Here is a 15622-nt window from a genome sequence, read left to right as displayed (position 1 = left end):
TATAGAAAATCAGCCGCTTAGTACTAACCTTGACAATCCCGAAGCGCTAAGCTATCTTCGCCTAACGGACGAGCAAGAAAAAGGGGATTTAGTAGTAAACCATTTTGAAAAAAGTGTCCAGTTATTAGGGGGCTAAGACAATAAAGGACTTTACACTGATTGTTGGAAAATAATACTTAAAGCCAAAAAACTGGCTTATGAAATTGAAAAGTTTGAATTGGTCAGAGAATTAATAATGTGGGAAAGAAAAATATGGCTATCAACTAATTCTCCTGAAATTAATCTTCAAAAACTTACAGAAGAGCGAAAAGCTATTCTTAATAAATTGCATATTATTGATAACTATTGCCGGGTTCAGGACTCACTTAATTCTTTTTACAACAAAATTGGAAAACCCAGGAATGAAAGAGAGCAGGTACTGCTAAAGGCAATTATCGAAGATCCTTTACTGCGAACAACATCCAATTTTCAAACTTTTACGTCTGAATGTATCTATTATAATATATATGGACTTTATACAAGTATTACCGGTGATTTATTAAACTGCTTTCAATCTATTGTTAAAACAATTGAATTATTTGAAAAATATCCAAGAATATTGGAGCTCAAATTAAATCATTATACTTTCTCACTTTCTAATCATATACTTTATAGTATTAAACTCCAGAGATATGAAGAGGCGAATATTAGTATTCAAAAGCTTAAAAATATTTATCACAAGTTACCGCCACATAAAATAGATGTAAAAAATAAAATACTTTGTCAAATTTATACGCATGAGACCTATTTTTCTTTAGAAACCGCTTCTTTTAAAACAGGGTTTTTGTTGATTCCCAAAATTGAAAAACAATGGGCAAATTTATATCCGGACGGGCGGTCGCTTCACAAGGTTAAACTAATGTTTAATATTACTTTGATATTTTTTTGTAATTCCAGGTATACCCAATCTCTTTTGTGGTTAAACAAAATATTAAATGAGAGCGACAAACATAATAATAGAGGACTCAATAATTTTTGCAGGATATTAAATCTTTTAATCCATTATGAATTGGGAAATTATGATTTACTTGAATACGAGGTAAAAAACACCTATCGTTATTTTTCAAAAAAAGAAGGACTTTATTTGTTTGAAAAAGCATTGATCAATTTTTTTAATAAAATATCAAGAAACAGAAATGGTCAAAAATCGACAGAGGTCTTTAAGGCTTTACTTCACGAGATTTCCAATGTTGAAAAAAATTCAAAAGAGAATGAAACGCTTCAATATTTTGATTTTTTCTCCTGGATTGAAAGCAAAATACAAAATCGATCATTTGCAGGAATCGTAAGAGAGAAAACAAAATTAGTTGGCAGTAATGGTAGTTGATGGTTGCTTGTTGTCGATTTGTTTACTTTAACAACGCCCAACCAACAATTTTTTCAACCATTCCTAAGTCGCTTCGATATCCAGCTAAAGAATTTATCATACCTTGTCTTCTTTCCAATAATACCGTTAAATCCTTCCACAATCAGTACTATTCCGGGTATTACAGTTATAACAAAAACGAATGGCCATAGTTTCAGATAAGTACCCACAATGGAAAGAATACTTAATAAAAAACCGACAAACATCCCGAATAAGAATAAGAGGTGGAAAAGTACGGGATGCGATTCACGCATGTCCTTCGCTCTGTACCGGGCTTTATTATAACTGTTCCAGTCGTAATGAAAATCCTGGTTCCTTTTTTTTGTATTGTAACCGGTGCTGTCTTCGGTTTGAGACTTGTGGCCTGTACCGTTTCGGTATTTGTATTTAAGATCAAACCGAAAGCGTTTATTTTCATCGGTAAGCACTTCATAGGCCTCATTGATAAGTGCGAATAATTGATTCGCGTTAGCGGAGCTGTTTACGTCGGGATGATAAATTTTAGCTTTCAGGCGATAGGCTTTTTTAATTTCTTCCTGTGTCGCGCTGATGGAAATATCGAGTATCTTGTAATAGTCGTGAAACATCTGATAGAGGTTTGCCGCAGTAAACAGGTGTTTTGTACAAGGTAACACTTTTTAACTTACCGGTACTATTCCGATACCTGCTAAGATTATGTAATGCCGGGTTATTTGAATACAAAGATTTCTTAATTTTAAGAGCATTATTGAGCAAGTTGTTATGAGTCATGGATTGTTGGATGTTTACAAAATAATTTCACCGGCCATTGCTACTGCAGGTGTATATTTCTTTACAACGGATAAGGGAGTGCAGTATGAAGTTCGTTTCGGTCGCCGGCAGGATAATATTTTACATGCCACTATTGTTTTTGGAGTTATTAACGATGAGTTTGAAGGAGAGGAGTACATCGTGACAAACAAAGGTGAATTGTATCGTGTTATGGCCACAATAGTTAAAGTTGTAAAACTGTTCATGGAACAGCATACAAAAATGGTGTCGTATGAGTTTACAGGCATTTCAAAGGAAGGTGAAGATGAGAGCAGGCTTTCACAACGGATAAATCTGTATAAACGCTATCTTCCTAAAATATTTGACGTAAATGTTTGGGGGGTTGATTATAGTAAAGGAAATACGGTATTGGTAAACAGAATTTAAACATACAGCATTTTGAAATCAACACAGTTAAAGGATCTGGAAAGTTTTTTAAAGACAAAACGTAACATTGTAATTGTCACTCATTGGACTCCCGATGGCGATGCGATGGGGTCTTCTCTTGGTTTATATAATTTTTTAATACAGCTTAAACATCGTGTCACTGTTATAACTCCAAATGATTATCCCCAGTTTTTATTTTGGCTTCCGGGCAATAAAAAAGTCCTGGTGTTCAGTGAAAAGACAGGTCAGGTAAAAAAGGCGGTTGCTAAAGCCGATCTTATTTTTTGCCTTGATTTTAATTCACTAAAACGTATTGATAAATTAGGTGATGAAGTTGCAGTAAGTAAAGCGAAAAAAATGATCATCGACCATCATTTGCAGCCGGATGGATTTGCTGATTTCATGCTGCATGATGTGGGATCGTCTTCAACAGCTCAATTGGTGTATGAGCTAATATGCGCTTTAAACCTTAAAAAACTGATCAATAAAGCGGTCGCCAATTGCCTGTATACCGGTATAATGACTGACACCGGTTCATTTCGTTTTCCTTCGACCTCCGCGAAAACACTTCGTATAGCTGCCGATCTGGTTGAGGCGGGCGCGAGCAACTCAGAAGCTTATAATAACGTTTATGACAATAATAGTGGTGACAGGGTTAAGTTGTTAGGTTATTGTTTGGGAGAAAAACTGAAGATTTTTCCTGAATACAAAACAGCTATGATAAGCCTTTCGGCTGAAGAACTGACCAGGTACAATTATCAAAAAGGAGATACGGAGGGAGTTATAAACTATGGTTTATCCATTCGTGGGATACGCTTTGCCGCCTTTTTCGCCGATCGTGACGATATGATCAAGGTTTCTTTCCGTTCAAAGGGGAGTTTTGATGTAAATAAATTTGCACGCATGCATTTCGAAGGCGGAGGACATGCCAATGCCGCCGGTGGTATGAGCAAGCTGACTCTTGATCAGACGATCGATAAATTTCTGGCTCTGTTACCGGCTTATACCAAACAATTGAATTCCGCAAAGTAATGATGCTGGCAATCCGTGCTTTTATTATTCTCATCACCTGTTATATTGCTTCATGCGACTCCCGCAATGCTACTTCGGTAAAGAGCGTAAATTATGACAGCCTGCGCGAACCCCTGATTAACGCCAACAAACTGTCCGTAAAAAGAGAATCGGATGAGATCGATCAGTATGTGAAATTCAAAGGTTGGAACGTAGTCACTACCGGAACCGGAATCCGCTATATGATATATAAACATGGAGATGGAGAGCTTGCCTCAACAGGGAAACAGGCTGAAATAAGTTATAAGGTCAGCCTGCTGAATGGCACACTTTGCTATACATCAGAAAAGAACGGACCACGGCAGTTCTTAATAGGAGAGGACCATGTGGAAAGCGGCCTGCATGAGGCGATCATGTATATGCATGTGGGAGACAAAGCGATGATCATTTTACCTTCGCACCTTGCTTTCGGTTTATCCGGCGATAATAATAAGATACCTCCACGCGCCAGCGTTTTATATGATATTGAACTATTATCTCTGCGTTAATACATGAGCAGTCTACTTTGTAAAGTGATTCCGCGCCGATTCCTTTTTTTATTTGGAAGAAATATCCGCCCGGGACGAACGGATGAATTGTTGCCGTATTTTTTAAAATATCTTATCATTACTACAACATTTTTGTTCGTTTTTTTTTCCTGCAAACACTCAAATGAAAAATACCCCGGTTATACTCAAACTTCATCAGGACTTTATTATAAACTAAATGCCTTTGGTGATAGTAAACACAAACCATCAAAAGAGGATCATCTGAAAGTATCTATTATCTGCAAAACAGAAAGTGATTCTGTTTTTTGGGATACACAAGATCAAAATCCGGCCGGAACTGTCATCCTTTCGGCTTTCGATGCCTGTTCAAAGGGTTTATTGGGTAACGGAATAATGGGACTCACTGAAGGGGATAGCGTGACTTTTATAATCCCGGCAAATGAATTGTTCGTTCAATTCTTTCAAACTCCGCTTCCTTTGTTTATAAATAAAAGCAGCATAGTAAAGGTTGATGTTAAATTAAGCGCTGTGCTTGATACAAAAGAGTATCAAGCTGAATTGGAAAAGTACAGGGAAAGCTTGTCTGTGTGGGATGTGGAAGAGCAGAGGAGGATCAGGCAGTATATAAAGAGTAAGGGATTAAACGCCTTGCTTCAGTCTAACGGTATGTATTATATTCCCCAGGCAGAAGGGAAAGGACCACAGGCCGATTCGGGTAAAACCGTGATGATACACTATTCCGGATCTTTTTTATCTGGCAGGAAATTTGATTCTTCGAATAGTAATATCCCTTTTGAATTCAGAATTGGAGATGAATTTCAGGTTATTTGGGGGCTTGGGGAGGGCATAAAACTGATGAAGGAAGGCGGAAAAGCAAAATTTATTATACCTTCGTACCTTGGTTTTGGCGAAAACGGATCTTCAACCGGGATCGTACCGCCACATACCACATTGGTGTATGAAGTTGAACTTATTAAAGTTAAAACAGTAAAATAAAATGAAGACGATGAGTATGTACAGATCATTAGGGTATGCAGCAGTAGTAACTGTGCTAATTGGAGGATGTAAGGGTGGTGACTATCCGGGTTATGAGCGATCGGCAACCGGACTGTATTCCAAATTCTATGTTACAAATGAGGGAGCGCGTAAGCCTAAAACAGGCGAATACGCTGCGATTTCGGTAAAATATGTTACAGAAAAGGATTCCGAAATATTCAATTCGTCCGCGATAAAGGAAGCAGAAGGCGGGATAATCACCCAACCTATATTTGCCTCTACGTTTAAGGGAAGTTTTGAAGAAGGGTTAATGTCTATGGCACAGGGTGATAGCGCCAGTTTTAAAATAAGTGCCGATTCCGTTTACATGAAAACATTTGGCTTAAAGGAATTACCTCCTTATATTAAAAAAGGAAGTATGCTTACATTTTACGTAAAGATGCATGGTGTTAAAACCCAACAGGAAATACTGAATGACCTGAGTATAAAAGAGGGTAAGCAGCGCAATGAGTTTTTAAAGCAAAATAATATAACAGCAGAACCTACCGAAACGGGTTTGTACATAATTGAAAAGGAGGCCGGGAATGGTGAGATAATTAAAGCCGGCCAGATGGCAAAGATAAAATACACAGGTAAGTTTTTAAATGGCAATGTATTCGATGCTTCTGATATGCACGAGGGAAAGCCTTTTGAACTCACTGTTGGAAAAGGTCAGGTTATTCCGGGTTGGGACGAAGCGCTTCAGAAAATGAAAAAGGGAGAGAAAGCAATGTTGGTGATACCTTCTTCACTGGGTTATGGTTCTCAGGGTTTTCAAACAATTCCTCCGTATTCATCTCTTGTATTTGACATTGAAGTAGTTGACGTAAAATAAAAACTGTTATGCAAAAAATATTCATTTTAGGGTTGGCACTTTTTACGGGTATGATATGTACTCATGCACAGACCAAACCGACCGCTGAGGTTACTTCTAAAAAAGTTGACAAACCTAAAACTGTAAAAACAGCTTCCGGACTTCAATATACCATTACTTCACAGGGCAATGGTCCACAGGCGCATAAGGGCGATAATGTGAAAGTGCACTACACCGGTAAGTTTACCAATGATACTGTTTTTGATAGTTCGGTTAAGCGTGGAACGCCTTTTGAATTCATGCTGGGACGCGGACGTGTTATAAAAGGTTGGGATGAGGGAATTGCCTACCTGCACGTTGGCGACAAAGCCACTTTTATTATTCCACCTGCAATAGGTTATGGTGACCAGGATTCAGGGCCTATTCCTGCTAATTCTACGCTTGTATTTGATGTTGAATTACTGGGCGTTTCAGAAGGCGTTAAATTATATGATATTAAAAAACGTGACACGGTCAAAACAGCAAGTGGTTTAAAATATCTTATTGCCCAGGCAAACCCTAAAGGAGAAAAACCCGTACAGGGCGGAAGGGCTGTGATAAACTATGTAGCCCATTTTACCGATGGAACTATTTTTGACGCTACAGCTGACAGAGGTAAACCTTTTAGTTTTTTGCTGGGTAAAAACCAGGTTGTAAAAGGATGGGATGAGGGTGTTTCGCTGATGCGTACGGGTGAGAAATTCCGTTTGATCATACCATACGAATTGGCTTATGGAGAGCAGGGTTACCAGGGTGTGATTCCGCCGAAAGCAACAATTCTTTTAGATATAGAATTATTGGAAGTAAAAGCCCCGATAAAGCCAACATTGTATGATATAACCGGAAAAGAAGTTCAAACAACAACCAGCGGATTAAAATATATTATTGTAAATAAAGGCAGCGGAGCAAAAGCAGAAGCCGGGCAAAATGTTAAAGTACATTACACAGGCTTTTTAGATGATGGCACAATTTTCGATTCATCTGTTGAACGCGGTGAACCTATTGAATTTCCTATAGGGCAGGGAAGAGTAATAAAGGGATGGGATGAAGGAATAGGTATGATGAATGTAGGCGACAAAATGCGTTTAATAATTCCTTATGAGCTGGCTTATGGTGAAGCCGGCCGGCCCCCTATAATACCGGCAAAAGCGCAGTTGACGTTTGATGTGGAGTTGGTGGAGGTGAAGTAGAATTCTGACTAGCCGAAAAATTTATTTATATTTATTTCTGATCATCTCTGCAAACGGTCGACCTTCAATTTTACTGTTTATCCAGGAAAGAATGTCGAAATCTTCCCGGATCCTGTTTTCAATCGGATCTTTAAAATATTCTTTTATTTCATTTTTTAATTTAAGGAATGTACGACTAAGCTCTTCCTTAGTATTAGTTTTTTGAATGTTTCTTTTAACAAAATTCAAAACTGCTTTCTCGGTTTTCAACCTGTGACTTTTCTTCGTTAAAAATCTGGTGACCGCTCTTTCGTAATAAGTAACAACATCCGGATTATCCAGTTCATAGTGAATAATCAGACTTAGAATTCTGACAAAAACCTGCACGTCTTCACGTAGGTATTTGTCTTCATTTTGCAGAATATAGTTTAACCATTTCAATGCTGATCTGAATTCTTCATTTCCAAAATACATGTAGGCGATATTGCATTGAAAAATTAATACATGTTCGTTCGAAAGTTGATCTTTAAAATCTCTTAAGCCTTTTTCAATTTCGGGAACTAATTTGATGCCATTTTCAAACTGCCCCCTGTTCACGTAAAGATTCAATTCGGAGATATAACTTGCGGAAAAGATAGCCGATGCTTTATGCAGGGAGTCGGTCGGCGTGCTTCTCAATCTTTCAATACTTTCGAGTAATCCGGTAAATTTTTTTAATTTCCGCTGACTGACCATCAGGTTGTGCATGAGGCCCATATAACTTTTGAAATACTCACTGACAAGCAATGGTTTCGATTCGTATAATTCAACAGCTTTCTTCCTGTAATTATAGCTTTTTGCCATTTGATGTGTATCGGCAAAATAAAGGCTGTAGGCCACATAATAAGGTACATTCACTCTCAGCGGCCTGTTTTTGGGAGAATTTTTTAAAATTGGCCTGGTCATAAATCGATGCATTCTTTTGATTTCTTTCTTTGTACGGGCAAAACCCTTGCGTCTGCCAAAGCTCAGGATCTCATGTTCCACAACTTCTAATTCATCAATGTCTTGTAATATCCTTAATATCTTTTGATCTTCCTGATGCAGTTTTTGTAAGCTTCTATAGCCCTTATCAGAGGGATCTGCACCTGAAAATATTTTTTGCCAAAAAATTATGGTGATCAATTGTTCAAATCGCTCATAGTCATAGGCGATTTTTTTTGCCTTATCAAGAAGTAGCTGGCATTGCGAATAAAGTCCCTTGGAATACAAATAGGATACATCACTAAGTATCCCGTTTATCAGTTGAAATCCGGAGAATTTTTCAGAATACCCTCTCATACTTTTAAGCACAGTCTGGTACAAATGTCTTTTTGTAGCGGATAAATTTTTAGCCGGTGTTTTGGCAAACACTTTTGAGTGATCCTCCTGCCGTTCGAACAGGTTAAAGAGCTTTACATAATTGTTTTCCTCGCCTATAGTGTGTCGGCCGGCATCTATTTTAAAATAACGTTTTTCGGATTTATTTAGTCCTTTAATAAGATCAGCCAGTACTTTGTCATAATTCATACGACTTAATTTAGTAAATATTTATAAATAGAAATATAGAAAACGGTAAAAAATATCTGATAATAAGTTGATTATTTATTGTCTTTGAATTTTAGATCAGTCTTATTTATTCTGTAATTATTGTGTATTTAGTGATATATGCTCAGCATTACAACTCTAATGTTAAAATAACATAAATATAGCATGTGTTTTTGAAATATAGAAATATACTTAATTATGAATTGATTTTAGCAGAGATTGGAGCTAACTTCCATTAATAATAGATCTGACTGATAAACAATATTCAAAATGAAAAGATATGAAATATAGAAACGAAAATCTTTTTAGGGAACTTTTTTTTAAAAGAAGCACTATTAAAGTGTTAATTCTTTCAATATTGTTTATTCAATCCCTTCTTACCGCTCAAACAACAGGAAGCTTTACCAAAACAGTTCAGTTTGGAGGGGCGCGGACTTTGGCTTATTATGTGCCAACAACCTATTCTTCTGCTACTAAATATAAACTGGTCATCGGGTTGCATGGGAGTGGCGGGAACGGAACCCAGTACAGAAATTCTATTCAGGCCAATTCAACTGCTTCAACTTCGCCTCTGTACAACTGTATCATTGTATGTCCTGATGGTAACCAAAGCACCCCGGATAAAAATTTTTATTCACCCTGGGGTTACCAGGAAATAATTCGCGTTGCACGCGACTCAACAATTAAATGGTACAATATTGATACTACCAATATTTATCTTAATGGATTCTCCTTGGGCGGAAGAAGCGCGCTTAAATACGGACTCGATAATTATAAACTATTTAAAGGATTATTTCTGTGGACACCTGCAGTTCAATCTATCGCAGATGTAGAAAATAAAACCTCTTTCCAATATAACTATAGCAATGCTAAAAAAATACCGATCTGCATGACGGTGGGTGATCAGGATTATTATGTTAACACTGTAAAACGGGCCTATAACATTATGCTTGATTCAAATGCCGCTGCAACGCTCAATATCATTGCCGGCATGGGACATACACTGCCCCCGCAGGCGCAACAATTCGGATGTATGGATTTTGCCGGTAATTTTTTTACAAACATGCCTTCTGTTGATGCCGGTCTGCATAATCTGAAAACCGCCTCGGACTACTATTATTGCAGTTCTAATGTTGCACCTTCATTGATCATTCAGAACAGAGCAAAGGATACGCTGAAATCCGCTACTATAAGTTACAGCATTGATGCAGGATCAGTCAATAATATAAACTGGACCGGCAAGTTGCCGTCATTATCTTCCGAATCTTATACGCTTCCTTCAATCTCTTTATCATCAGGCACACATAAGCTTAAAGTTTGGGTAAAAAAGCCCAATGGAATAACGGACATGAATATTGTTAATGATACAGTGTTTTCAACTTTCGGAACCATGCTTACGGGCGTACCATTACCGCTTGCTGAAAGTTTCGAAAACACAACGCTTCCGGGATGGATGTTGAATAATCCGGATGGATATATAAGCTGGATGATAACAAATACTGCAGGAAAAACGGGAGCTTCCTCACTGGTAGTAAATAATTACGATTATGTTATTACCGGAGCGATCGATGAATCTATTATTTATCCGATCGATCTTTCTTCGGCAGTATCACCAGTTCTCTCATTCTGGATGGCTTACCAGGCCTATGCCGATCCGACTCTTAATTATAAAAAAGATACGCTTGAAGTGCTGATCTCAACCGATTGCGGGGCTACTTATAAAAGCCTGTATAAAAAATATGGCGCAAGCCTCATCACTGCGACTCCGGCTTTCAGTACAACACGGTTTGTTCCTGCGTCTGATCAATGGAGAAACGAGATCATTCCATTGAATAGCTCTGCTTCATTTTCAAATGTCCGGATCAAGTTTCGCAATACAACAGGTTATCAGAATATGTTATATATTGATGATATAAATATCAGTAATTCAATAACCACGGGGGTTTCCGATGGAAATGAATTGTTTTCCGCAAATGTGTTTCCCAATCCGGGGAACGGAAAATTTGAACTGATGCTTGAAAATATTCCGGAGAAAATGGTAGAAATAGAAGTGCATAACCTCGCCGGGCAGCTCATATACAAAAAATTGCTTGAAACGGGTGCGCAAATGAAATATGTGGAAGCAATTGATTTAAGCGGCTTTGAAAATGGGTTATATTTGATGAAGCTGATGACCGGAGATAATGCCACAATGAAAAAAATACTGATTAATCATTAAATCAGAGGCGGGTTAATACGGTATTTATCAAAAATCTTTTTTTGTACTTTTCTTCAGCTAAAAAGAATGTGTAAGTTAATTAGTATTGTTATGAGAAAATTTTCACATATATTATATTTGCCTTTACCTGCTGTTTTCCCCTTTTTGCTATTTATTTCAACCTTAACTCTTCAGGTAGTTAAAGCGCAAGAAAATTTTGGTTATGAAGCGCCCAAACCCGGATCGGTCTTCCCTTCAGCCATTGCACCGTCTTTAATGGGGAACGGCATGTGCTTTACCGAAAACAAAGGACAGATTATTGATATGAACAAACAACTTCGGCCTGATGTTTTATATAAAGGTGACGGTGGCGGAACTGATGTTTACATACGTAAAACAGGTATCAGCTATGTGATAACTAATATGGCTGATTTAATTCGAAATGCGGAGGAAAACGCCGATGAAGCGATTAGCAAAGGCTTGATAAGAGACGAAGCCGATGAACAACTTTATAAGGATAATTTCATGCAAAATTCTACCCTGAAAGGATACAGGGTAGATGTTAATTTTTCGGGATGTAATGAAAACATTCAAACAATAAATAACGATAAAATTCCGGGGTTAGTAAATTTTTACAAGGCATATTGTCCTGAGGGAATTACAGGGATAACTCAATATAATAAGATAACTTACAAAAATGTTTACAAAGGAATTGATATTGTGTACTATGGAGGAAAAGAGCACGGATTGAAATACGATATAATTGTTAATCCTGGCGGCCGTCCAGGAGATATAAAATTGACTTATTCCGGGATGGATAATATTTTAATGAATGAAGATAAAATACAAGTTAAAACAGAAATGGGTGTAGTACTTGAATGGATTCCAAAAGTTTATCAAAATATTGACGGAAAGGAAATTGCAATAAGATCAACATATAAACGCTTATCTGAAGAAAATGGAAACACACGAATAGGATTTAACATATCAAATTATAATAGGAATTATCCGCTTATCATTGACCCATGGATAACATATTATGGCGGGAGCGGAGCCGATGTGGCCGTGGCTAATGCAAATGATAAACTGGGTAATATAATAACCACCGGTAGAACATCATCGATTAATTTCCCGGTTACAGTCGGTGTATTTCAAACAGCTTTTTCCGCTGCTTCATACTCCGACGCGTTTGTTGTTAGTTTTCAATCAAATGGAAATATACGGAATTTTGCCACGTATTATGGTGCTAGCCAGGGACTAGGTATCTGTTCCGATGCTTCAAATAATGTTATATTTTGTGGTAATGCTGTTGCTGGATTCCCTATAGGGAATGTTGGACTAAACGTTGTACATCAACCTTTTTACGGTATAGGTTTCATTGTTAAATTAAATAATTTAGGAATGCGCCAATTTTCTACATTTTATAATGGTGTAATTCGCGATGTGCGCACCGATAACCAAAATAATATTGTTGGGGTTGGTGAAACAAGTTCTGCAGCAGGTATTAGTACTGCTGGGGCATTTCAGTCGGCACTAGGAGGATCAGCAACTTCAAAAATAAATGTCTTCATAGTTAAATTTCAACCTAATGGACAACGTATCTGGGGTACGTATTTTGGAGGAAACAATTCTCCCAATGTAAATAACGATAAAGGAAATGGAATTGCGGTAGACCAAGTGACTAATGAAATTTATATTACCGGTGCTACACAGGGAAATTTTCCTGTGACAGCTGGGTGCCATCAATTTATATTTGGAGGAGGTTCGATAAGTAATGTGATTAATACTGATGCCTTCCTGGCAAAATTTTTACCTGGTGGAAATCGGCTTTGGGCAACTTATTATGGAGGAAATCAGGTTGATTTTGGGGCTGCAATAGCTGTAGATGGTGCAGGAGATATTATTATCGTAGGAAGCACCTGTGGCCCAGGAGGGATTGGTCTTTTTGCCACCGCAGGAGCGTTTCAAACAGCTTTTGGAGGAGGGTATGCTGACGGATTTGTAGCAAAATTTGATGCGAACGGTGTTCGCAAATGGGGAACTTTACTTGGAGGTACAGGTAGTGGCAGTCCATATGACGAAGAACCAATGGGCGTTGATTGTGATGTGAATAATAATATTGTTGTTGGAGGAGATACATACAGTCATAATTTTCCTGTTACTTCTTGTGCTTATCAAACAGTATTTGCTGGTACTGAAGATAATTTTATTACTACTCTCGATCAGGCCGGTAACCTTTTATGTTCGGGTTTTATTGGTACTGGAAACTCATCAAGTCCTAATAATGAGAGTGGACATGGTGGGGGAGGCTGTATTAGCGTTTTTGGTTGTTATGCATATTTGGCCGGAACATCTGCCTGTACATACCCTGTAACGCCTGGCGCTTTCCAAACTACTTGTGGAGGGGTGGTGGGGATTGAAGGAGATGCAACAATTTCACAATTTAACATAAAAAGTTGCGGATTATCAGTGGCATCAACACAAACAGTAAGTGTTACAACAAGCTCTGCAGTTTCCTGCGCTTGTAATGGGTCAGCTACATTAAATTTGGTAGCAGGCTGCAAAATACCCCCATTTAGTTATTACTATAATAATGGTATGCAAACAATCAATACTTCTTCATCCTCGAATACTGTAAATAATCTTTGTCCCGGAACTTATACCTATACCGTAACTATGACATGTGATACATTATACGGAAATTTCACTATTGCTGGTCCCGCGGCGACTTTTGTACCTAATATTACAATTGTTAATGCCTCATGTTCTTCGTCCACAGGTTCGTTTGTTATTACCAGTGTAACAAATGGTAACCCTGTCTATACAATTTCTGAAGGGGTTATTACAATAGCATCTAACGTAAACACACCCTATACTGTTTCTTCTGTTTCAGTGGGTACTCACATATATGTTATTACCGGGTCTAACGGCTGTAGTACATCTTTTACTATTAACATAACAAATACGGGATCGAAGCCGAATGTGAACGCGGGGCTAATGCAGACAATCACCTGCACAAATCCAGTAAAAATTTTAAATGGATCATCGTCTACTATTGGGGCAATACCATCCTGGACAGGTCCCGGAATTGTTAGTGGAGCCAATACTTTTACCCCTTCAGTTAATGCTCCTGGTACGTATACTTTAACGGTAAGTGATGGAGCTTGTGTTTCAATTTCAACAGTTGTTGTTACACAGTCTCCACTATTGGGTGTTGGATTCTCACTTCCAAAATGGACTTGTCCTCCAGATGCAGCAACAGCAACAGCCTCTGCGGTAAATGGCACTTCACCTTATAATTATCTTTGGAGTAATGGGAAAACTACCGTAAGTGTTTCAGGGTTAAATGCGGGTACCTATGTTGTTACTATTAACGATGCTAACGGATGCACTGCAACGGGCGCGGTTAATGTACAGAAACTACCTCTTCCACTTGACACATCTTCATTTGATGGAAGTTGCAGTGTACAGGCACAGGCATCTGTTACACCTCATGGAGGTATTCTTCCATATACTTATAATTGGAGTAATGGGAGTACAAACAGTAGTATAGTAAATGTTGCGGCTGGGTACTATACCGTATCTGTTTCAGATGCTACCGGGTGTATTACAACCCGAACATTCCAGTTACAAATAAATAAACCGGTCTTTTCCGATTTTACAGTTCCTTCTCTGGCATGTTTGGGTTCTTTGGTAACATTTACTAACATTGGTACACAACCAGGAAGTGGAATAACATATAACTGGTTCATTAGCCCAATTAATGTTTCTGGCACAACAAGTAATTTCTCGTATACATTCCTGTCTGCGGGTACATATGGCGTGAATCTTAATATTGGTAATGGTAGCTGTAACGATAGTAAATTAGTAAATATCACTGTTATAAATTGTTCCGGCCCCACAATTACTACCACAGGCAGTTCTGTTTGTCCCGGTAGTTGTGCTACTGTTACATCTGTTCCAACCGGTGGCACATCACCTTATACTTATACATGGAGTAACGGAGCAACTACACAAAACATAAATACATGTCCGGTGTCAACCACAATGTATACGGTAACAATAAAAGATACAGGAGGCAAAACATCCACTTCTTCCGCGGTAGTGACTATAAATCCGGCAATTACTGTAATAACAACTGTATCAACTATAAATTGTAGTGGAGGTAACGGTTCGATCACAGCTGCAGGAGCCGGAGGTAGTTCGCCTTACGTTTACACTTGGTCCACCTCAGGCGGATCAGGTTCAACAGTTTCAGGTTTGACGGCAGGAAATTATACAGTAACAATAACGGACAGTAATGGTTGTACAGGAACTTCTACTGCCGTTCTGATTTCGCCGCCGGCATTAATCGGACAATTTATCAAGGGTACTGCCAGTTGCGCAGGTTGTGGCTGTAAAGAGTGGCTAATGGTTAGTGCAACAGGCGGAACAAGCCCGTATACATACTCTTGGCCCGACGGATACACAAACAGGTACAAGAATCAACTTTGTCCTGGAAACTATACCATAAATATTAAAGATAAAAATGGCTGTAGTTTAAATGTTAATTTAACTGCACCGTGAGTAGTTGTTTTTGGTAAACATTGATGCTCAAAGATACTGTATTGTAGCGTGTTTTAGAATAATATGTGAGAATAGAGATACGAAACCTTGCGGGAC

Annotated in this window: 11 protein-coding genes; 9 read left to right on the top strand and 2 right to left on the bottom strand. The window is 38.1% G+C overall.

What is annotated here, in order from left to right:
- Nucleotides 1–235: 235 nt before the first annotated feature.
- Nucleotides 236–1366 (top strand): hypothetical protein, encoded by a 1131-nt coding sequence (locus HYU69_11150; protein MBI2270891.1) that lies wholly within the window; start codon nucleotides 236–238, stop codon nucleotides 1364–1366.
- A gap of 53 nt (nucleotides 1367–1419) precedes the next feature.
- Here the strand turns inward: HYU69_11150 and HYU69_11145 are convergent, their stop codons facing one another.
- On the bottom strand, nucleotides 1420–1992 hold the full coding sequence (locus HYU69_11145) for a DnaJ domain-containing protein (protein MBI2270890.1): 573 nt from the start codon (nucleotides 1990–1992) through the stop codon (nucleotides 1420–1422).
- Nucleotides 1993–2146: 154 nt separating this feature from the next.
- On the opposite strand from HYU69_11145, the gene HYU69_11140 reads away from it, so the two are divergent.
- The 6 genes from HYU69_11140 to HYU69_11115 are packed head-to-tail and all read left to right on the top strand — an operon-like array spanning nucleotide 2147 to nucleotide 7218.
- Nucleotides 2147–2581, top strand: a complete 435-nt coding sequence (locus tag HYU69_11140) for a hypothetical protein (GenBank protein MBI2270889.1) — start codon at nucleotides 2147–2149, stop codon at nucleotides 2579–2581.
- Nucleotides 2582–2593: 12 nt separating this feature from the next.
- Nucleotides 2594–3613, top strand: coding sequence for a bifunctional oligoribonuclease/PAP phosphatase NrnA (locus HYU69_11135; GenBank protein MBI2270888.1), 1020 nt, complete (start codon nucleotides 2594–2596; stop codon nucleotides 3611–3613).
- Nucleotides 3613–4140 carry an FKBP-type peptidyl-prolyl cis-trans isomerase gene (locus HYU69_11130; GenBank protein MBI2270887.1) on the top strand — a complete coding sequence of 176 codons (528 nt, stop codon included), beginning with the start codon at nucleotides 3613–3615 and terminating at the stop codon, nucleotides 4138–4140. Before HYU69_11135 ends, HYU69_11130 begins: the two co-directional genes overlap by 1 nt.
- Before the next feature lie 3 nt (nucleotides 4141–4143).
- Nucleotides 4144–5136: an FKBP-type peptidyl-prolyl cis-trans isomerase gene (locus tag HYU69_11125; GenBank protein MBI2270886.1), complete on the top strand. Its 993-nt coding sequence runs from the start codon at nucleotides 4144–4146 to the stop codon at nucleotides 5134–5136.
- A gap of 1 nt (nucleotide 5137) precedes the next feature.
- Nucleotides 5138–6010: an FKBP-type peptidyl-prolyl cis-trans isomerase gene (locus tag HYU69_11120; protein ID MBI2270885.1), complete on the top strand. Its 873-nt coding sequence runs from the start codon at nucleotides 5138–5140 to the stop codon at nucleotides 6008–6010.
- 8 nt (nucleotides 6011–6018) lie between these two features.
- The gene (locus HYU69_11115) at nucleotides 6019–7218 is read left to right on the top strand and encodes an FKBP-type peptidyl-prolyl cis-trans isomerase (GenBank protein MBI2270884.1); all 1200 of its coding nucleotides are present in this window, start codon (nucleotides 6019–6021) and stop codon (nucleotides 7216–7218) included.
- 21 nt (nucleotides 7219–7239) lie between these two features.
- Here the strand turns inward: HYU69_11115 and HYU69_11110 are convergent, their stop codons facing one another.
- Nucleotides 7240–8745, bottom strand: a complete 1506-nt coding sequence (locus HYU69_11110) for a hypothetical protein (GenBank protein ID MBI2270883.1) — start codon at nucleotides 8743–8745, stop codon at nucleotides 7240–7242.
- Between the two features lie 298 nt (nucleotides 8746–9043).
- On the opposite strand from HYU69_11110, the gene HYU69_11105 reads away from it, so the two are divergent.
- Together HYU69_11105 and HYU69_11100 are read left to right on the top strand one after the other, a co-directional pair.
- Nucleotides 9044–10981: a choice-of-anchor J domain-containing protein gene (locus HYU69_11105; GenBank protein MBI2270882.1), complete on the top strand. Its 1938-nt coding sequence runs from the start codon at nucleotides 9044–9046 to the stop codon at nucleotides 10979–10981.
- A 90-nt stretch (nucleotides 10982–11071) separates the two neighbouring features.
- Complete coding sequence (locus HYU69_11100) at nucleotides 11072–15526, top strand: SBBP repeat-containing protein (protein MBI2270881.1); 4455 nt, start codon at nucleotides 11072–11074, stop codon at nucleotides 15524–15526.
- Nucleotides 15527–15622: the final 96 nt, after the last annotated feature.

The sequence above is a fragment of the Bacteroidota bacterium genome (genome assembly GCA_016183775.1).
Taxonomy (GTDB): Bacteria; Bacteroidota; Bacteroidia; order JABDFU01; family JABDFU01; genus JABDFU01.
This window is presented reverse-complemented; position numbering and strand designations above follow the sequence as displayed.